This window comes from Desulfuribacillus alkaliarsenatis, from assembly GCF_001730225.1.
Taxonomy (GTDB): domain Bacteria; phylum Bacillota; class Bacilli; order Desulfuribacillales; family Desulfuribacillaceae; genus Desulfuribacillus; species Desulfuribacillus alkaliarsenatis.
Window position 1 is genome coordinate 36752 of the sequence record NZ_MIJE01000003.1, and the last position, 21257, is coordinate 58008.

Genomic DNA, 21257 nt, shown 5'->3' on the forward strand with positions numbered 1-21257 from the left:
ATATAGTGTGATTTGTCGATAAACATTATAGAAAGTCAAAGGACGGGAAGTAATTCACACGGATGTGAACTCACAGGAGGTGCAGTGTTTGATTAATACAAGCACATTGACAAAAGAAGAACTATACAAGATGAAGCCAGAGGAAATAACTTTATTACTCTATCAAGCATTAACAAAAAACATAGAGGATTCAATTCAAGCAATTAAAAGAAAAGATTTTGGCAAAGCAAATCAAAAGCTTCAGCGATCTAACGAAATAGTAGAACGGCTAGGAGTTGGGATTAACTACGAAGCAGGTGTTATTGCGGACCAGTTGCATGTACTATACAACTACATGAGCGATAAACTCTTCCAAGCTAACGTACGCAAAGATATCGAAACATGCGAAGAGGTTTTGAAAATCACAAATCGTATAGCAGACGGTTGGATACAATCTATGGCAAGTCATAAATCAGGATCTAAGCTCAATCAAGCTATTAAGAAAAAGAGTTCATATGAAGAACAGCTAGACTTCAATATGGAAAATGACAAGGCAGGATATAAAAAATCCATTTGATTTTAGGAGGCGTAGTATGCGTATCAATAATAATATTCAAGCATTAAATTCATATAATCAATTAAATAAAAACCAATTTCGTTCATCGAAAAATTTAGAAAAACTATCTTCAGGACTAAGAATTAATCGTGCTTCAGATGACGCAGCAGGACTAGCAATCTCTGAAAAAATGCGTGGTCAAATTCGCGGTTTACAAATGGCTGAGAGAAACGCACTAGATGGAGTATCTTTATTGCAAACAACAGAAGGCGCACTTACAGAGGTGCATGCTATGTTGCAACGTATGAGAGAACTTGCAGTTCAGGCAGCAAATGATACTAATACTGACTCGGATAGAGCAGAAATACAGAAAGAAATTGATCAATTATTAGACGAGATTGATGAGATTAAGGATAAAACTGAGTTTAATACGCGTAAGCTTCTTAATGGTGAAAGTTCGGTTAACGTAGGTATAGATAGTACTACAAAAGGTGATGGAATAATGAGTGTTAGAGCAATATCGCCAAAAGTCATGGATGGTGATTATGAAGTTTTGGTGGGCCCTAATACAAGTCCGGCTTCTGTTGCGACAGTCTTAACTAGTAAAATAAATAAGCAAGGAGCAGGGGTTAATAGTAATGAAACTGATTTGATAGCAACTACAGGTGCCCATGTAGGGATAGGTAAAGAAAATCTTTTGGGTGAATACAGGATAGAAGTTAAAAATTTTGTGCCAGCAGTTCAACCTTCTGCCGGACCTCCAGTTATAGCTGGATCACATGCTCAGGCATTAATTGAGGTATACGATCCTAATGGTACGCTTATAGGTACTAGACAAGGATCAGTAGGAGATGATGTGTCAGGTGCGCCGACTGCAGCAGCAGATGTTGTTAAAATAGAAGATAATGATAATCCTGAGATATTTATTGAAATAGATGCTAGGTTGATTAAAATGGCTGGTACAATAAATGTACAAGTCGAACTTGAGTTAGGTATGCAATTGCAGAAGGACGGAGAAGATATAACGCCTGCGACGAAGTTGAAAACACATAACGGTCTACTTCAAGCAGCGGGCTTTGAAATGGAATTTAAAGGGTTTGATGATACTCTAGGATTCTATGAAACTGAGTTTAATGTAGGCAATAACGCTCTTAACTTCCAAATTGGACCAAATTCAAATCAATTAATGAGAATTGATGTTGAAGAAATTAGTAATGTAATGCTAGGTATACAAGACACTAAGGTTACAACGAATGCTGATGCAAATAATGCGATTAGAGATTTGGATAGAGCGATAGTTAAAGTTTCATCATTACGCTCAAAGTTAGGCGCGGTACAAAATCGATTAGAGCATACATTGAATAACCTGAGCACGACTCGTGAAAACTTAACGGCTGCTGAGTCACGAATTCGTGATGCAGATATGGCACTAGAAATGACTGAGTTCACACGCAATAACATATTAAATCAAGCGAGTACAGCAATGCTTGCGCAAGCAAATCAGCTACCTCAAGGAGTTCTTCAGTTATTGCAATAACATAATAAACAGTTATAATTAAGTAATAGGCAGGTAGTGATACCTGCCTATTACTTAATTGTAGTGAATTTTGCTAATAATATTTAACATATCACGAAAATGGTAGGTGATACAGCATGGAAGTAAATAAAGTCAATAGGACCAGTGGGGCTAAAGGCACATCAAAAGCCGACGGTATGACTGAAAAAACAACCTTTACAGAAATTCTTACACAAAAACGTGACGCTACGCAAATTGAGAGATTTAATCAGCGCTTATTAGATATCGAGCGCCAAGGGGAACGCTTAGCTGAGCATCGAACTGTTGATGATTTAAATAAATTCAAACGTCTAGTCAAAGACATGCTCGACGAGACTGTTAAGTTTGGTCTAAAGCTAGAAGAGCGCCAGGGCTTTAATCGCCGCGGACGCAATAAAATCTATAAAATTATCAAAGAAGTTGATAAGAAACTTCTAGAAGTAACTGACGCCGCGCTAGACAAACAAAAGAAAAACATCGAAATCCTTGCTCTCGTTGGAGAGATTAAAGGATTGCTGGTTAATATATATACGTAGGCATTATATTCACCTCACAAAAACTATACAGTGTGAGGTGTTTTCTGTTTAAGCTGGTAGTCTTATAGCTGCTGCTACATCTTGAATATATGGCTTGCTGTCGATGAGCGACCTTTGTCGTAGGCTTTTAGGAGTGCTTGCCAACCCAAGCCGTAGCAATCCTTAAGCCGAAGACCTTGTGAGCGAATTGATAGCAAACCATATATTCTGCCGCTACTTACAAGAACTCCCCGCAAAAATCCTCCCCTCCACCCTTTGCCCTATTTTCTTTAAATTTGTATTACTTTGAAGGTTTCCAAAGAAGAATGTCGAATAAATAAAGACAAGTGAAGAGTTATTAAAAAAAGTTAACATAATTTACTTTTTCATTAGTTAGTTTCTTACGATATAATTATATATTGAAATAATAAGACATAAACATAGGGTAGAAGGAGTTTCGTAAATGATAGAATTATATGACGTATGGAAGACCTATGGGAATGGAGTTAATGCACTTAAAAGTGTTAGTGTGAAAATCAGTAAAGGTGAATTTGTTTATGTAGTAGGGCCAAGTGGCGCTGGTAAATCTACATTTATAAAAATCTTATACCGCGAAGAAAAACCAACTAAAGGCGCAATATTCGTTAACGGTTTTAATGTAGAGAAAATTCGTGAACGCCAAATTCCCTTAATTCGTAGAACAATCGGAGTCGTGTTTCAGGATTTTAAATTACTACCGAATCTTACAGCCTACGAAAACGTAGCATTTGCCTTAGAAGTAATAGAAACACCAAGAAAGCTAATCCGAAATAAAGTACTAGAAATCCTAGCTCAAGTTGGACTTAAGGGCAAAGAAAATTCTAAACCCAATGAATTATCTGGTGGGGAACAGCAACGTGTTTCCATAGCAAGAGCCCTTGTAAATAATCCAGCAATTATTATCGCCGATGAGCCTACAGGCAACCTTGATCCAGATACATCTTGGGAAATTGTTCGCCTATTAGAAGATATTAATTATAGAGGTACAACGGTAATTATGGCTACCCATAATAAAGACATCGTAGATCGCTCGAAGAAGCGTGTAATAGCCTTCGAAGGTGGGCAAATAGCCCGTGATGAACGTCGAGGGGGTTACAACTATGAGAATTAGTACGATGGGTAGACACATACGTGAAGGCTTTAAGAACCTGTCTAGAAACTCATGGATGACATCCGCTTCCGTAGGCGCAGTTGCAGTATCATTGTTTATTTTAGGTGTGTTTATGCTATTAACGATGAACGTAAACTATATGGCTGAACGACTAGAAGAGCAGGTTGAAATCCGTGTATTTATAAATGAAAATGCAACAGAATACGAGGTTGAAGCCGTCGACGCACGCCTGCGTTCAATGGTTGAAGTTAAGGAAATTACCTTTATCACTAAAGAGGAAGGCTTAGAAATTCTACGCCAGGACTTAGGTGAAGACGCCAGTGTGCTTGATGGACTAGAAGAAGATAATCCATTACGCGATGCGTTTTATGTTAAGAGCTTTGACCCGCGTCAAATTGGTGAATTAGCTGCAAAAATTTCAAATGTTCCTAATGTCGCTGAGGTGAAATATGGTCGTGATACCGTTGAAGCATTATTTGATGTAACATCGATTATCCGTAATGTGGGTCTAGTTTTCTCTTTGGGACTGGCATTCACTTCGCTATTTCTAATTGCTAATACAATCCGTTTGACAATTTATGCAAGACGCAGAGAAATTGAAATAATGAAGCTTTGCGGAGCGACGAATTGGTTTATACGCTGGCCATTTTTCTTAGAGGGTATGATTATGGGTCTAATAGGATCGATAATTCCTATTATCATATTAAGTTTAGGGTATTTACACATTTTAGACCGCTACTCATCACCGATTTTTTTCCTAGAGCTAATGCCATTTTTCCCATTCATGATTAACCTGGCGATTGCATTAGTAAGTACTGGAGTCCTAATCGGTATCGTAGGAAGCCTGATGTCAGTGCGACGTTTCTTGAAAGTTTAAGCTTCAGTATATGTAAGAGTGTGCTTTATTATGCTAGATTTAGTCAAAAAGACCCTTATATTGTAAAAAGCTGTCATGTAAAATAGACGTAGACAAGTTTCTGCAAAGGAGGCTAGCTGATTGATGAAAGAACCTTCGGATAAACTAAATTATAAACACATCAAAAGAAGCATATTTTTTATTCTAGCAATCGTTTTGGCTATTACGCTAGTAAATCCAGTGCCAAGCTCAGCTAATGATGCTCAATTAAGAGAGTTGCAGCGGAAAATGGACGAGATAAAGGCTCAGCAGGCTGCATCAGAGCGTAAAACACAGGAAATACAAAACGACATTAGCTCTGTAAGACAACAGGAGCGAAGTACATTATCGCAGATTCAACAGGTAGAAAATGAAATTAGACAAAAAGATGCGGAGCTTGAAAGCTTATCCTTACAAATACTAGAGACAGAAACACAAGTGGAAATAACAACGATAGAACTTGAACAGGCTGAACAACGGGTGGCTGACCGTGACAGCATCCTCAAGTCAAGGGTGCGCTCTATGTATGAGAATGGTAAGGTATCTTATTTAGAAGTATTGCTCGGTTCTAATAGTTTCATAGATTTCTTAAATCGCTTCGAAGCTTTAAATCTGATTGTTGATCAGGATCATCGAATTTTAAAAGAAAATCAGATGGACCGTGAACTTATATTCGCTAAAAAACTCGAGTTAGAACAGCATCAATTCAGTTTAGAAACCCTTTATGCCCAAACTGAGGTAGTTAAAGAAGAACTATCAGAGCAAGGGCGTAAACAGAGGGTACAGTTATCAGCATTGCAATCTGACCGTGACCAATTAAATCGCTTATTAGCGGAAGAGGAAGCTGCTCAGCAGAGGTTAATTCAAGAATTAAATCGAACACTTCAGCAATACCAAAGGGTATATCGTGGAACAGGTCAATTTGGCTGGCCACTAGATAATATGCATGTTACTTCTCCGTATGGAAATCGCACGAGTCCTTTCGGTACTGGAAGAGTTGAATGGCACAATGGAGTAGACTTCAGGGCAGCTGTTGGAACACCAATTTATGCAGCAGAAGATGGCGTTGTCGCTTTATCTGGTTGGGTCCGAGGCTTTGGTTGGACAGTCATACTTGACCATGGAAGTGGTATTACCAGCTTATACGCTCATAATAGTGAGCTGCTTGTTAAGCAAGGACAAACTGTTAAGCAAGGTCACACTATAGCGCGAGCTGGTGCTTCTGGAAACGTAACAGGGCCACACTTGCATTTCACAATTTATGAAGATGGCAAGGATGTAAATCCTTCAAAATATGTAAAATGGTAGCTAAGCATACTTAAGATGGTAAAAGGGCAGATTGCCCTTTTTCTTTTTCTTTCGACTTTTAATCTGAGTTTTGGTAATATTAAATGAGGACAAGAATAAGAATATAAGAATTTTCAAATCAAAGTGAGGAGTGTAAGGCTTGAACTTACAATTACGTAAATGGATACTTGTAGCAGTCTTTTTCTTTGTACTAGGAGCTAGCATATCTATTTTTTATCAAACCTTTGCCAATGACAATCAGATAGATGAGGGTAAGGAAGTAACGGAACCGCAGGTTATTGAAGTAGCTGGGGAGGGTTATCCACCAGAATTTAATAAAATATTTGAAACATATAAGCATATTAAAGAACGCTATATTGAAGATGTTCCTATAGATAAAATGGTAGACGGAGCTATCAAGGGGATGTTAGATGCTATAGGCGACCCTTATACTTCCTATATGACCCCACATGCAGCCGAGCAATTTGAACATTCGATTGCTTCTTCTTTCCAAGGTATCGGGGCTGAAGTAACAATTGAGTCAGGGCGTGTTAAAGTAGTCTCACCAATTCGTGGAGCTCCAGCAGAGAAAGCGGGCGTGCTTCCTGGGGACTTTGTATTAACGGTTGATGGTGAGTCCGTTGAAGGCTTGACTTTGACGGAGGCAGTCTTAAAGATTCGCGGACCAAAAGGCTCTACTGTAGTTATTGAATTTCAGCGAGAGGGTCATAAAGAACCAATTACTAAGCATATAGTTAGGGATACAATTCCTCTAGAAACTGTATATGCAGAGATGCTTGATGATAATATTGGTAAAATTGAAATCACTCAGTTTTCGATGAAAACAGCAGATCGTTTTGCAGAAGAATTAAATAACTTGAAAAAACAAGGGATGCAAGGTCTTATAGTCGATGTTCGTAATAATCCTGGAGGAATTCTAGAGTCTGTAGCGAAAATTAGCAATGTACTAATCCCGAACCAAGGTGTAGTCCTACAAATCGAAGACCATACGGGTGAACGCGAAATTATTCGTTCAACGATGGCAGGTGAAGGAATTCCGTTAGTGGTGTTAATAGATCGTGGTAGTGCGAGTGCTTCAGAAATATTAGCGGCTGCCGCCCAGGAATCAGGAGGATATAAAGTTATCGGCGTAAACTCTGTCGGTAAAGGCTCGGTACAGACAACACAGCGTTTTGCTGATGGTAGTGAGATTAAGTTTACAATTGCTAAATGGTTAACTCCGAATGGGAATTGGATAGACCAGGTAGGTATAACCCCAGACTATGAGGTTACGTTACCTAAGGTGTTCACTACGCCAAGAATCCCCCATGACACAGCGCTTAAGTATGATGATAACAATAACCATGTACGTAGCCTGCAGATAATGTTGGAACACTTAGGCTTTGACCCAGGGCGCGATGATGGTTACTTCAGCCATCAAACAGAACAAGCACTGAAGGACTTCCAAGCAAGTCAAGAGCTTGCAACAACTGGAGAGATATCTAATGACGATATTGCAGCCTTAAGTCAGGCAGTTATGGATTCCTTGGATGAGTCTGATACACAGCTACAAAAAGCCCTTGAAGTAATTAAACAACAGGTGCGTTAACCAATTATTTATTAAATAACATTGAATTAATCAAGTAAAGAGCCGATAAAGATAAAGATGTAAAGAAATAAATAGTTAAAAAAGAGATAAAGTTAGAAGTAATGGGGGAGCGGGAAATGTTTCCGTTTGTAGATATAGCAATGGCAATCGCTCAGAATGTAAAATTTCTGCTGCTAAATCCATTTATTTACGTAGTGATTCTGCTAATCATAATGCAGTATCGACGTCTAATTAATAATGAACGTAAGATGTTTTCCGTTCGCGTTAACTCAGTGACCGAGCAAACATTGGTCTCCATAGGATTCGGAATCCTAGGGGGTCTTTTTGCTAGCATTTTGCTGTTAACCATAGGTGTGGTCTTGAATCCATACGACATGATGTATGTATGGGTTGTGGCGATAATGGTCGCCTTAATAAACATTCGGTATCTGTGTTTTTCCTATGCGACAGGGATTTTAGGAACCCTTGCCTTTGTTACTATCATTTGGCCGCAGGGTTCAGAGCTACCGCTATTCGGAAGTTTATGGGATGGGTTAGCAAACTTAAATGTACCAGTTATAATAGCGTTAGTAGCTATCCTACACCTAACGGAGTCATTGCTCATATGGATTCATGGGGATAAGAAAGCAAGTCCCGTATTTATAAGCAGCAAGCGTGGTCAGCTAGTCGGTGGATTTACCATGCAAAAGTTCTGGTTTGTACCGCTATTCATCATTGTTGCCATCGACCCAAGTGCGTTGGCTGAAATACCTGAGCCTGGTGAGGGCGGCGAAGGCATGATATATTTTCCAGAATGGTGGCCGTTACTACCAATTAGTACAATTGCTGGTGTAGTCTTGGGTATGCTGCCAATACCAGCAGTATTAGGCTACGGAGATATAGCTATTTCTCGCACTCCAAAACAAAAAGCTAGACAAACTGCAATACACCTAGCACTGTATAGTGTGGTCTTGCTAATGCTGGCACTGTTAAGTGTGTACTCACCATGGCTTTTGTTGCTGGCGGCGCTATTCTCTGCTGTTGCTCATGAGTCGATTATAATCATGGGACATCGTAGAGAGCTATTAGAAACTCCGATTTATAACCATCCATCTAATGGAGTGCGTATCCTGCAAGTATTGCCAAATAGTACAGCGGAGAAAATCGGTCTCAAATCTGGAGAGGTTATCGTAAAAGTCAATGGTTTTCCTATTTATAATGAAACGGAGCTACACTTTGCCTTATCATTGCAGCCAGTATATGTAAAGCTTGAGGTCGAAAATCTCGAAGGTGAAATAAAGTTCGTAAAAACACCGCTATATCAAGGTGAGCATCATTCCCTAGGAGTAATCCTCGTTCCAGAGCAGAAAACAAAAAATTATGTAAAGATAAATACAGATAACCCGTTTAAACGACTATGGAAGCGATTTAGAAGATAAAACATTAGTGAAAACAATTCTTGAAAAGATAGATATAATTAGTGGGGAGAGGGTACTTATGGAAGCTCAGACATTTAAAATGCAGGTTACAGTAGCCCCAGGCACACAATTAAAAGGTGTTCGGGCTTATATGGTACTATCCAAGCTACAGGAATGTAGCGAGATTATTACTACTACCCCTGATATAGAAGCCTTAGAGGCAGGGGAATTCGATAATACCTTTGAAATTGTGTTCAGCACAACGGAATCAGAACAGGACATAGTTAAGGATATTGAAGATATATCCGAGATTGAAAGTGTAGTTAATCAAGTGGTTACTGAGCAGCAGGACAAATCTACCAAACAAGATGACCAATCTCAAGAAAATAATTTATCCCAACATAATAATTTGTCTCAACATAATAATCTACCTCAAGAAGATGGTTTATCTCAACAAAACAAGCTATCACAGGGAAAAAACACACCTCAACCACAAGCTAATTCGCAACAACAGATAGAGCAAGCTGTTGAAGTGGAAAAGAAATATATAGTTTTTCAGATTGGCTCAGAAGAATTTGCCCTACCAATTGACAATGTCATGTCGATAGAGCGTACTATAAAAATCACAAGGGTACCAAATGTTCCAACGCATATTTTAGGAGTAGTTAATCTGCGGGGAATTGTAATACCTGTAATAGACTTAAAATATAGGTTCACGGGGCAAAAAACAGAAATGAATGATTCTACGCGCATTATTATTTGTCGTTATGACTCATTAGAAGTTGGATTCTTCGTAGATTCTGCTAAAGATGTGTTAACGGTTAACAATGACTTGATTGAACCTGCTCCAGATATTGAGAAGTCCGAAGCAACGGAATACATTCAATCATTAATTCATATGAAAAAGCGGATAATTATTCTGCTAGATATAGCGAAGCTTTTCCAACAGGATGAACGTTCCTAATTAATTACACATTAACTACACTTGAACCAATCAAGCAAGGGTGCTGAAAATTCATATCGGCACTCTTTTCTCAATTGCAATACATTAGAATCTGTCTAAAAAAGAATTGAACTGTGATATAATAGACTGAAGTGCAAATGTATTAATGATACTATATAATTTGTATACACTTTAGATAGATTGGAGCTAGTTATTATGTTTGAAGTCGTGTCTGACTACCAGCCGAAGGGCGATCAGCCTAAGGCTATTGAACAGATTGTGCATTCATTAAAAGAAGAAAAACATAAATATACCACATTGCTAGGGGTTACAGGGTCAGGTAAAACTTTTACAATGGCTCATACAATTGCTAAGCTAAACCGTCCAACCCTTATTTTAGCGCATAATAAAACGCTAGCAGCACAGCTGTGTAGTGAGTTTAAGGAGTTTTTTCCGAACAATGCAGTTGAATATTTCGTCAGTTATTACGATTACTATCAACCAGAGGCATACATTCCGCACTCGGACACGTATATCGAGAAGGATGCAAAAATTAATGATGAAATAGACAAGCTACGACATTCTGCAACTAGTTCTCTATTTGAACGTAGAGATGTTGTTATTGTTGCCAGTGTATCAAGTATTTACGGCTTAGGTTCACCGCAAGAATATCGTGACCTTGTGGTTTCTTTGCGCGTTGGTAAGGAACTTAATCGTGACGATGTATTGAGAAAGCTCGTATCCATTCAGTATGATCGTAATGACATTAATTTTACTAGGGGAACTTTTCGTGTCCGTGGTGATACTGTTGAGGTGTTTCCTGCATCTCGAAGTGAGCATGCCGTACGAATCGAGTTTTTTGGAGACGAAATAGATAGAATTACAGAAATAGATGTACTGACTGGTGAGATAATTGGCGAGCGCCAACATATAGCGATTTTTCCAGCCTCTCACTTCGTTACTACCGAAGATAACGTTACTAGGGCTGTGAAACTTATTGAAGCTGAGTTAGAGGAACGTTTAGCAGAGTTTAGGGACAAAGGGAAACTACTCGAAGCGCAACGACTTGAACAGCGCACACGCTATGATATAGAGATGTTACAAGAAATGGGTTTTGTATCTGGAATCGAAAACTATTCCAGACACTTGACAGGTAGGGAATCAGGTTCAACTCCATATACATTATTAGATTATTTCCCAGACGATTTTTTAATTATAGTTGACGAATCCCATGTAACTTTACCGCAGGTTCGAGGCATGTATGAAGGGGATCGTTCGCGTAAAATGACCTTAATTGATCATGGTTTTCGCTTACCTTCAGCAGCAGATAATCGACCGTTGAAGTTTAATGAATTTGAGAAAAAGATTAACCAAGCATTGTTTGTATCAGCCACACCAGGACCTTACGAAGAGGAAAACAGCACGAAGGTGGTTGAACAGATTATCCGCCCGACTGGCTTAGTTGATCCAATTATTGAGGTGCGACCGACCAAAGGGCAAATTGATAACTTAATCCACGAAATTCGCATGCGTGTTGAGAAAAAAGAGCGCGTACTCGTTACAACATTAACGAAAAAAATGTCAGAGGATTTAACCAGCTATATGGGGGATGTCGGCATTAAAGTCCGATATCTGCATTCGGAAATTAAGACAATTGAGCGGATGCAAATTCTTCGTGAGCTACGTTTAGGGGTGTTTGATGTCTTAATTGGAATTAACCTTCTGCGTGAAGGTCTTGATTTGCCAGAGGTATCCTTAGTAGCAATCTTAGATGCAGATAAAGAAGGATTCCTACGTGGTGAACGCTCCTTGATTCAGACAATTGGGCGTGCAGCACGGAACGTCAATGGTATGGTTATCATGTATGGGGATAAAATGACTAAGGCGATGACTATAGCGATTGATGAAACAGCAAGGCGCCGCACTACACAGATAGCATATAATGAACAGCATGGAATTACACCTCAAACAATTAATAAAGCAATTCGTGATGTTATTGAAGCAACAAAAGTCGCAGAAGCTAATGCCGACTATATGCCACAAAACCCAATCGATGCAATGTCAAAGCAGGATAAGAAGGAATATATAGCACGCTTAGAGGAACAGATGAAGCAGGCTGCTAAAGATTTACAGTTCGAAAGAGCGGCAGAGTTACGTGATTTGATTATAGAGCTTAAGGGGGATTTGTAGTGGCTGAGAGTGAAGCAGCGAATAGCTGACTCAGTATCAATTCGCTCACTACAGTGAAGTAGATGTGATTGTCTTGGGTCATTCAACGCTCACCAAGTCTCCAGCTTGTGAATTTCTAAGCTCAATATTCAACAGCTCCAAACTCGCCATAAATGGCTCAAACAAGTGGAGCTAGAGTTGAAAATCTTCACTAAGAAATATCATCAAGCTTACGCCAAAATCGCTTATGAATGACCCAGCACCAATCACATGCAGCAATGATGCGAGTTCGCTCATCGGCACCAAGCCAGCTATTCAGTAGCTACAAAAGCTAAGCCCTTTATGGGTGTTGCTGCTGTGAGTTAGTTCGGGAGCTGTTCCTCTGCGGAACGAGTCTTTGCTGGAGGCTTGTACAAGTACTTAGCGAAGGTTTGGACAAAAACTCTAACAGTCTGAGCGGAGCGAGTTTTAGAGTTTTCCAAGACGAGCTTTAGGAATTGTAAAGCCGCAAGCTTGAGCGAGTGAGTAGAGGTGCAGTTCCTGAACATCCCACGAAAAAAGAAAGGTGATTATTATGGCTTTAGAAAACATCGTAGTTAAAGGCGCTCGCGCCCATAACTTAAAAAATATAGATATTACTATCCCACGGGACAAGTTTGTCGTCCTAACAGGGTTGAGTGGCTCAGGGAAATCCTCCTTAGCTTTCGATACAATATACGCTGAAGGGCAGCGACGTTATGTAGAATCATTATCTGCCTATGCTCGTCAGTTCCTTGGGCAGATGGACAAGCCAGATGTCGACTCGATTGACGGATTATCGCCAGCGATATCGATTGATCAGAAGACGACTAGCCGTAACCCACGTTCAACGGTAGGGACTGTGACAGAGATTTATGATTACTTGCGTCTTTTGTACGCTAGGATTGGTAAACCCTATTGTCCCAAGTGTAATATTCAAATTGCGGCTCAAACAGTGGAGCAAATGGTCGATCAAATTCTCAGTTTACCTGAAAAAACGAAGATTCAGATTATGGCCCCAGTAGTTCGTGGGCGTAAAGGTGAGCATTCAAAAATTCTAGAACAGGTGCAGCGTGACGGCTTCGTTCGTGTCCGTATAAATGGTGAAGTGTACGACGTGTCAGAAGCACCAAAGCTTGAGAAAAATAAAAAGCATTCCATTGAAGTTGTCGTTGACCGTATTGTTATCAAAGATAGTATTGAGGGTCGTTTGGCTGATTCCATTGAAACTGCTTTGAAATTGGCTGAGGGATTATTACTCGTTGATGTTATCGGAGAAGAAGAGCTTTTATTTAGTCAGCAGCTTGCATGCCCGGAGTGTGGCTACAGTAGTGAAGAATTAGCGCCGAGGATGTTCTCCTTTAACAGCCCTTATGGGGCATGTGAAGCTTGTAGTGGCCTAGGCTCAAATATGATTGTAGACGAAGAGATGGTTGTACCAAACGATAAATTATCAATAGAGGAAGGGGCAGTTGTTCCCTGGGCTGGAGTATCTTCTAATTATTACCCGCAACTTTTGCAGTCAGTTTGTCGTCATTATGGTATCGATACGAAATTACCATGGAGACTGTTGACTGATGAGGAGCGTTCTATCATCTTAAAGGGCTCATCGGATGTCATAGAATTTCATTATGAAAACGATTTTGGCGAGATGCGTAAAACCAAGGTTGGCTTTGAAGGGGTTATTGGAAATTTAGAAAGACGTTATAAAGAGACGGCTTCCGAGCATGTGCGTGAGTTCATAGAAGGATTTATGAGTTCAAGGCCGTGTCCAAAGTGTAAGGGTGATCGACTAAAGCCACAAAGCTTAGCTGTCTATATAGGTGACAAAAATATTTCCTATGTCACAAGCCTTACTATCCGCGATGCTGTTGAGTTTTTTGAAGGTTTGGAGCTTTCTGATAAGGACATGGCAATTGCTCGCTTAGTATTAAAAGAAATACAGGAACGCCTTGGCTTTTTACGGGATGTGGGTCTAGATTATCTAAATTTGAGCCGCTCAGCAGGGACTCTGTCTGGTGGTGAAGCACAACGGATTCGTTTAGCAACACAAATAGGTTCTTCATTAATGGGAGTTTTGTATATATTAGATGAGCCAAGTATTGGTTTGCACCAACGGGATAACAATCGCTTAATTGCAACACTGGAACGAATGCGTGATTTAGGTAATACATTAATTGTTGTAGAGCATGATGAGGACACAATGCTGGCCGCAGACTGGATTATTGATATTGGGCCAGGTGCAGGTGTGCATGGAGGTCAAGTCATTGCTGAAGGCACGCCGGAGCAGGTAATGAAGCACCCTGATTCGATTACTGGTCAGTATATGAGTGGGCGCAAGTTTATCCCGCTACCGACTGAGCGTCGCCAGCCTAACGGCAAATGGGTAAAGGTTCATAAAGCGGAAGAGAATAACCTGAAAAAAGTCACTGTAGATATTCCGTTAGCAACATTCACCTGTGTTACGGGAGTTTCTGGATCAGGCAAAAGTACACTGATTAATGAAATCCTGCATAAGGGACTAGCTAAGGAGCTACAGAACTCTAAGCAGAAGCCTGGTAGACATGAGAAAATAACTGGATTAGAACATCTTGATAAAGTAATAGATATCGATCAATCGCCAATTGGACGCACGCCACGTTCAAACCCTGCTACCTATACAGGTGTCTTTGATGATATCCGTGACGTATTTGCCAATACTAATGAAGCTAAGATGCGCGGTTATAAAAAAGGTCGATTTAGCTTTAATGTTAAGGGTGGTCGCTGTGAAGCTTGTCGTGGTGACGGTATCATTAAAATAGAGATGCACTTCCTACCAGATGTGTACGTACCGTGTGAGATTTGTAAGGGGAAGCGCTATAATCGTGAAACCCTTGAAGTCAAATATAAAGGCAAAACAGTTGCTGATATATTATACATGACCGTTGAGGATGCCTTGGAATTTTTCAAAAACATTCCAAAAATCCAAAGGAAGCTACAAACGATATATGATGTGGGACTTGGTTATATCCGCTTAGGACAGCCTGCAACAACCTTATCTGGAGGGGAAGCACAACGTGTTAAACTTGCTTCCGAGTTATATCGTCGTAATACTGGTAGAACATTATATATTCTTGACGAGCCTACCACTGGCTTACACATTGATGATATCAGTCGCTTGTTAAATGTTTTACAAAGACTAGTAGATAACGGAGAGTCCGTACTAGTCATCGAGCATAACCTTGATGTAATAAAAGTTGCTGACTACATTATAGATTTAGGCCCAGAAGGTGGAGATGGTGGCGGTACGATTGTCGGAGTTGGAACACCAGAGGATATAGTTGAAATTAAAGCATCATACACGGGCCATTATCTAAAGCCAATACTAGAAAGAGATCGCGCCCGTGCACAAGAACACTTGGAGGTATCAGCTGCTCAATGATACGTGCACTTTGGAATCTAATCGCAGTAATTGTTAAGTTGGCGTTGATTCTATTTGGATTATTTATAACATATCATCTAGTAACTGTGGGGTTTTATCTAGTGACAACCCCGCAGCTTCTTAAGGCTGATTTACTTGAAATTACTGAAGGTGAAACGCAAACCATTACCTATATCGAGGAAAAGCCTGTTGCTAATAAACAAGAATTTCGTATACAATACGTAACACAAGAAGAAATTGCTGAAACCTTCCTATGGTCAGTAGTAGCAATTGAAGATGAGCGCTTTCGTCAGCATGGAGGTGTTGACTACTACGCTATTGTACGTGCTTCCTATAATAATTTGCTTGCCAGGGAATATATGCAGGGTGGGAGTACAATAACTCAGCAATTAGCTAAAAATCTGTATCTAAGCCCAGATAAACGCTTTTCTCGAAAACTAGTAGAGGTTTATTTTGCAAAACGCTTAGAAGCGAGGTTCACTAAAGATGAAATACTAGAAATGTATGTAAATCAAATATACTATGGGCAGGGTATGTACGGGATCGAACGCGCTGCTGAACATTTCTTCGGGAAGCAGGCAATTGAACTAGATATTGCCGAGGCAGCTTTTTTAGCAGGCATATTACAAGCTCCATCAGTTTATAGCAATCCTGCTAATCTTGAATTAGCCTTGCAAAGACAATATACAGTTTTAGAGCGCTTAGTTGAGCAAAACTATATCTCACAGGACCAAGCAACTAAAGCATTAGAAATATTTGTATTAACTGAACATTAGTTAAATGATAGATAACGATAGTTAAAACAATAGTATAGAGGAGGTAAAAATCATGAGAAAGCTATATCGCTCTAAAAGTAATAAGATGATTGGCGGGGTATGTGGTGGAATTGCTGAGTATCTGCATATGGATCCGACTGTAGTACGTGTTTTATATGTCATAGTTACATTGTTTACGTGGTTTTTCCCAGCATTAATACTTTATATTGCATTATTATTTATCATGCCCTTTAATGATTCGGAGGACTATATAGATGTTTAAAAGAGCCGTTATTAAAATTATAGTTGTTGCCCTAGCCTTGTTTTTGGCCGAGAAAATCATTCCAGGGCTAGAAATTGCTGATTTTTGGGTAGCTGTTTGGGCGGCTTTAATCTTGGGAGTTATTAATATAACAATAAGACCTATTGTGTGTTTTCTAACGTTACCTATTACCTTTTTGACCTTAGGGCTTTTTACCTTTGTAATAAATGGTGTTTTCTTCCTGCTGGTAGCGCATATTTTAGAAGGATTCTATGTTGAGGGTTTTCTCACTGCCTTACTAGGCTCAATAGTAACTAGTGTTATAAGTAGTTTGATTAGTTCGCTATTAGATAAAAAATACCGTTAGTTTGTCGAAAAATGCATAGGACTTTTGGTTCATTCTTTCATCTGGAAGCAGGAATATAGTAGGTTGGTGTCGAAAGGATACCGTGGCTTTTTTTGAGCAGCACATAGAATTAATTATAGTATTAGTCAATTTGTGTTGCAAATTAGAAAGTGCTTCCAGTAGAAAGGGTGAATGTCAGCTACATGAAAATGAAAAGACCTCATGAGAGGAAACAGCATACCGACCGAAAGAAAGCAGGCAAGCCGTCACAGCAAGAGATATCAACATTAGAGAAAGGAAATGGGACGACTAGAAGCAAAATGTATTTTATGAAAATTAAAGAGAATATAAGTGAATATGTAGATAAAAGTAAGAAATATATTACTAGCATTGATGTTACTAAGTTAAAAGAAAAGGCAAGTAACACCGCAGCAATTGTAAAAGATAGACTTAGTAAAGGTGCTATAACTTTGAGAAATAAACTAAGTGATAGCTTTGCCAATGCAAAGCAAATGGATTATCAAAATCTTCTACGTAGTAAAGCGTTTATAATTACCTGTGTGTTTTTAGTTGCGATTATAGCAGTTGTGGGCATCGGTCAACAGGTGAAGCAAGCACAGATACAACATCAACTGTTTTTGGAAGAAAATAAGACGTACAAAGTGTTTATCGATGGAGCATACATAGGTAATGTTTCTGACACACAAATTATTGAAGACCATATTAATAATCAGCTAACGGATTTGATGTACGCATATGATTTAGAAGCAAGATTGATTAACGAGATTACCTATGAAGAGTATTTTGAAAATGAAATAGAAGCACAGGACTCTCTAGTGCTTAATAAAACTAAAAATTTACTAGATTTCCAAACGCGCTCTGTTATGATTTATGTAAATGACAACCCAGTAGTAAGGGTTGCTAGTGAGCAGGACGCTGAAGAAATTATCGAGAATGTGAAACAAGCTTATGTATCTAATAGTGAAAATTCTAGGGTCATGGTAGCGGAAATTAATGACCGTGTAGATTATAAAGTAGAATGGGCACAGCCTAGTGATATTCGTGATTTAGAAAGTGCAACAGCCGTTCTGTTAAGAGGAACTGACAAAGAGATTAAGCATATAGTTGAAAGTGGCGAAAATATCTGGGTAATTGCCCAGAAGAATAAAGTCACAGTCAGTGAAATTATGGATGCAAATCCACAGTTATCGTCGCAAAGTGATATAATCCGTCCTGGTGACGAACTGAGCTTAGTAGTTCCTGAACCTTTTGTAAATGTCGAAGTAGTTGAAGAAATCCAAGTAGTAGAGTCTATTCCATTTAGTACCCGTAACGTAAATAACAACTCTATGTATACATGGGAATCAAGGGTGCAAACAAGGGGACAACCTGGGGAAAAAGAAGTAGTTTACAGAATTTCGAAAATCAATGGCAAGGAAGTAGAACGCGAGATTATTGAAGAAACAATCATTAAAGAGCCAGTAGAGCAAGTAGTAGCACGCGGAACGATTGGTGTACCAGCCAATGGAAGTGGAACATTAGCTTGGCCTACAAGTGGCGGACGTATTTCTTCAATGTTTGGCGGAGCTCGTAGACACACGGGTGTAGATATTGCAAATCCTACAGGTACTCCAGTGTACGCTGCAGACCATGGTACAGTTGTTTTCGCTGGTTGGAATGGCGGATACGGAAATCTAATTAGGGTTGCTCATACATCATCAATGCAGACCTATTACGCTCATTTAAGCAGTATTAACGTTCGAGTTGGACAAACTGTTAACAAGGGCGAAGTAATTGGTAGAGTTGGTAGTACAGGACAGTCCACAGGACCTCACTTACACTTTGAAGTTCGTTTGAATGGAAGTCCAGTTAATCCAATGAATTATTACGGATCAACACGCTAATAGAATTAGCTTATATAAAAAGGGAAAAATAGATATAAGAAATGTGGTAGCATAACTTTTGATTTTAGAAGTTGTGCTACTTTTTATTAGGCTTATCTATATATTATGTATATATAGATGTTAAAAAAAGTGTGAATGTTTCGTGTAATTTTTGGAAAAGGTAGTGCTGTATGCTATAATGAATTTTGTGAATTTATAATTCTATTTAATAATTTATTACGGATTTTAAGATGAATGACTATGATATTTGGAGTGGTTGACATGTTCTTTTACTCGGTTATTGACAGTGTTGCTTTTAGAATTGGTCCGTTATCTGTACACTGGTATGGAATAATTATTGGTTCGGCAATTTTTCTTGCCTTATATTTAGCGCTTAGGGAAGCTAAGCGTTTAGGTATCAACCAAGACTATTTTGTTGACGTTGTGATGTTTGGTGTGCCTGCAGCTATTATTGGGGCACGTTTATACTATGTGGCATTTCGTTGGGAATATTATGGTCAGAACCCTGGAGAGATAATTGCAGTCTGGCAAGGCGGATTAGCTATTCATGGCGGTTTAATAGGAGCCTTATTAGCCGCATATATATATACAAGGGTGAAGAATATATCCTTTTGGATGATGGCGGATGTGGCTGCCCCTTCATTTTTACTCGGTAAAGCTATGGGACGTTGGGGTAACTTTATTAATCAAGAGGCCCATGGGGGACCGATTACAGAAAAATCGCAATGGATTATTGATATATTACCTTGGTGGATTGCGGAGCACATGAACATAGGTGGTGTTTACTACCACCCGACGTTTTTGTATGAATCGTTATGGAATGTTGCTGGAATCCTATTAATCATCTTTTGGTTAAGGCGTCAGGATTGGGTAAGACGAGGTGATGTATTCCTAGGGTATGCTATTTGGTATTCTGTAGGTCGCTTTTTCATAGAAGGCATGCGTACAGATAGCTTAATGCTGACAGAGACACTTCGTATAGCCCAGGTCATGAGCGGTGGTATTATTATTGGAGCGGCAGTACTTATGTGGTATCGTCGTGCCAATGGTTATGCAGATAAAAAGTACGGAGAGCAATAGGGGATTGGAGCGTGGAAATTTTGAAATACCCGTATATTCTTTTTGATTTAGATGGAACACTGATTGATACTAATGAACTTATATTGACATCGTTTATGCATGCCTTAAATAAATTTCATCCAAACAAATTCAAACGTGAACAAGTACAAGAGATGATGGGCAAGCCTTTGTATGATATGATGGCGACCTTCGACCCTGACATAGCCGATGATTTGGTGCGTGTATATCGGGAGCATAATTTAGAATATCATGATCAGCTTGTGCAATCCTTCCCGAATGTGTTTGAGGTTGTGAAAGAGCTACATGATAAGGGCCATAAGATGGCCCTCGTAACTACGAAACAAAGGCAGGCAGCTATGAAAGGTTTAACATTATTTGGCCTTGATGCATACATGGGTGCTACAGTTTGCCTTGATGATACGGCCGCCCATAAACCAGACCCTGAGCCACTTATACTAGCAATGCAAGGAATTAAAGCTATACCAGAAAAGACAATTATGGTCGGCGACAATCCTGCAGATATTCTAGGTGCAAAAAACGCAGGCGTAACAAGCTGTGCCGTAGGCTGGAGTATGAGAGGCTTAGAATACCTAACACAATACGAACCAGACTACATAATAAATGATATGCGTGAGTTAATTGAAATCGTTAGCTAAAATATAAATATTCTTAGTGCTAAAATAATAATCAAAACGATATCCTATACAATGGTAAAAGACGCTCGAAGGTATCTTCAATTTTTTGTAGAAACTGTTGACCATCCATGTTAATGACGGTATTTTTATCTAGCTCAATACCGCAAGTGATTTCGCTTTTTTTCACAGTTTTGAGCTTCTCTATGTATTCATTGAATAGCTCGTCACTCATATTATGATGGACATGTTCGCCATGAGGCTTGGTGTGGTCTAGGGACCAGGTATAGTTAGCGGGAATTTGCTGCTTAATTGCTGTCAGCTGTTTTGCTAAATTGTCTGCAAAGACAGTTTTGTTCTGGGATTCATAGATAATGGCAAAGTCGATATACGCATGGGTAGACCAAATGCCCACCTGGAAGTGCGGTAAAGCTTTGTAACCCCGAGGGTTAGTGGAAAATGCCACCCAAGTATCATCTGGCGGATTTACCGTTCTGCGAGCATGCCTTGCTACATGTGGATAGATTGGCTGTCCTAGCTTTGCACTTAAGAATGGAGCTATGTGCTCTCCTATTGCCGTTAACTTTGGCCTAACTGTAGTTAAAATAGCAGCCATGCGTGGGTCTAGCCCATGTACATTTAAAACGTCAAAATCCGCAATATCAAATCCTGTAAAACTCATTAAATTCAGCTCCTATCATTAGTATCACTGTAAGATTTAAATAGTATTTGAAAGCTAGCTAGATTTTATCAAAATCTAATTTAGGAAGCGAATTGAAAGCTT

At 39.3% G+C, this 21257-nt stretch carries 19 protein-coding genes; 17 read left to right on the top strand and 2 right to left on the bottom strand.

Annotation, left to right across the window (positions count from 1 at the left end; all coding sequences use genetic code 11):
* Positions 1–88 precede the first annotated feature (88 nt).
* The 3 genes from fliS to BHF68_RS04415 all read left to right on the top strand — a co-directional run bounded on the left by fliS (position 89) and on the right by BHF68_RS04415 (position 2626).
* Positions 89–556, top strand: coding sequence for a flagellar export chaperone FliS (fliS, locus tag BHF68_RS04405; protein WP_141706228.1), 468 nt, complete (start codon positions 89–91; stop codon positions 554–556).
* 16 nt (positions 557–572) lie between these two features.
* Positions 573–2072, top strand: coding sequence for a flagellin N-terminal helical domain-containing protein (locus tag BHF68_RS04410; protein ID WP_069642453.1), 1500 nt, complete (start codon positions 573–575; stop codon positions 2070–2072).
* A 116-nt stretch (positions 2073–2188) separates the two neighbouring features.
* Positions 2189–2626, top strand: a complete 438-nt coding sequence (locus BHF68_RS04415; protein ID WP_069642454.1) for a YaaR family protein — start codon at positions 2189–2191, stop codon at positions 2624–2626.
* A gap of 74 nt (positions 2627–2700) precedes the next feature.
* On the opposite strand, the gene BHF68_RS15325 is transcribed toward BHF68_RS04415, so the two are convergent.
* The gene (locus BHF68_RS15325) at positions 2701–2862 is read right to left on the bottom strand and encodes a hypothetical protein (RefSeq protein ID WP_176719875.1); all 162 of its coding nucleotides are present in this window, start codon (positions 2860–2862) and stop codon (positions 2701–2703) included.
* A 206-nt stretch (positions 2863–3068) separates the two neighbouring features.
* On the opposite strand from BHF68_RS15325, the gene ftsE reads away from it, so the two are divergent.
* The 14 genes from ftsE to ppaX all read left to right on the top strand — a co-directional run bounded on the left by ftsE (position 3069) and on the right by ppaX (position 20497).
* Positions 3069–3755: a cell division ATP-binding protein FtsE gene (gene ftsE / locus BHF68_RS04420; RefSeq protein WP_069642455.1), complete on the top strand. Its 687-nt coding sequence runs from the start codon at positions 3069–3071 to the stop codon at positions 3753–3755.
* Positions 3745–4632: a permease-like cell division protein FtsX gene (gene ftsX, locus BHF68_RS04425; protein WP_069642456.1), complete on the top strand. Its 888-nt coding sequence runs from the start codon at positions 3745–3747 to the stop codon at positions 4630–4632. The genes ftsE and ftsX overlap by 11 nt, the downstream gene beginning before the upstream one ends.
* A 123-nt stretch (positions 4633–4755) precedes the next feature.
* Positions 4756–5958 carry a murein hydrolase activator EnvC family protein gene (locus BHF68_RS04430; protein WP_069642457.1) on the top strand — a complete coding sequence of 401 codons (1203 nt, stop codon included), beginning with the start codon at positions 4756–4758 and terminating at the stop codon, positions 5956–5958.
* A gap of 139 nt (positions 5959–6097) precedes the next feature.
* A complete protein-coding gene (locus BHF68_RS04435) occupies positions 6098–7546 on the top strand; it encodes a S41 family peptidase (protein ID WP_069642458.1) in 1449 nt (482 codons plus the stop codon).
* Positions 7547–7662: 116 nt separating this feature from the next.
* The gene (locus tag BHF68_RS04440) at positions 7663–8964 is read left to right on the top strand and encodes a PDZ domain-containing protein (protein ID WP_069642459.1); all 1302 of its coding nucleotides are present in this window, start codon (positions 7663–7665) and stop codon (positions 8962–8964) included.
* A gap of 58 nt (positions 8965–9022) precedes the next feature.
* The gene (locus tag BHF68_RS15050; RefSeq protein ID WP_084019206.1) at positions 9023–9907 is read left to right on the top strand and encodes a chemotaxis protein CheW; all 885 of its coding nucleotides are present in this window, start codon (positions 9023–9025) and stop codon (positions 9905–9907) included.
* A gap of 195 nt (positions 9908–10102) precedes the next feature.
* Entirely contained in the window at positions 10103–12076 is a 1974-nt protein-coding gene (gene uvrB, locus BHF68_RS04450) for an excinuclease ABC subunit UvrB (RefSeq protein WP_069642460.1), read from the top strand.
* A 553-nt stretch (positions 12077–12629) separates the two neighbouring features.
* Positions 12630–15494 carry an excinuclease ABC subunit UvrA gene (uvrA, locus tag BHF68_RS04455; RefSeq protein WP_069642461.1) on the top strand — a complete coding sequence of 955 codons (2865 nt, stop codon included), beginning with the start codon at positions 12630–12632 and terminating at the stop codon, positions 15492–15494.
* Positions 15491–16270: a transglycosylase domain-containing protein gene (locus BHF68_RS04460; protein ID WP_069642462.1), complete on the top strand. Its 780-nt coding sequence runs from the start codon at positions 15491–15493 to the stop codon at positions 16268–16270. Before uvrA ends, BHF68_RS04460 begins: the two co-directional genes overlap by 4 nt.
* 52 nt (positions 16271–16322) lie before the next feature.
* Entirely contained in the window at positions 16323–16532 is a 210-nt protein-coding gene (locus tag BHF68_RS04465) for a PspC domain-containing protein (RefSeq protein ID WP_069642463.1), read from the top strand.
* Complete coding sequence (locus BHF68_RS04470; protein WP_069642464.1) at positions 16525–16878, top strand: phage holin family protein; 354 nt, start codon at positions 16525–16527, stop codon at positions 16876–16878. The genes BHF68_RS04465 and BHF68_RS04470 overlap by 8 nt, the downstream gene beginning before the upstream one ends.
* 182 nt (positions 16879–17060) lie before the next feature.
* Entirely contained in the window at positions 17061–18761 is a 1701-nt protein-coding gene (locus BHF68_RS04475; RefSeq protein WP_069642465.1) for a peptidoglycan DD-metalloendopeptidase family protein, read from the top strand.
* A gap of 261 nt (positions 18762–19022) precedes the next feature.
* Positions 19023–19841 (top strand): prolipoprotein diacylglyceryl transferase, encoded by an 819-nt coding sequence (lgt, locus tag BHF68_RS04480; RefSeq protein ID WP_069642466.1) that lies wholly within the window; start codon positions 19023–19025, stop codon positions 19839–19841.
* Between the two features lie 11 nt (positions 19842–19852).
* Entirely contained in the window at positions 19853–20497 is a 645-nt protein-coding gene (gene ppaX, locus BHF68_RS04485) for a pyrophosphatase PpaX (protein ID WP_245669633.1), read from the top strand.
* 31 nt (positions 20498–20528) lie between these two features.
* On the opposite strand, the gene BHF68_RS04490 is transcribed toward ppaX, so the two are convergent.
* Complete coding sequence (locus tag BHF68_RS04490) at positions 20529–21155, bottom strand: YktB family protein (protein WP_069642467.1); 627 nt, start codon at positions 21153–21155, stop codon at positions 20529–20531.
* Between the last annotated feature and the right edge of the window lie 102 nt (positions 21156–21257).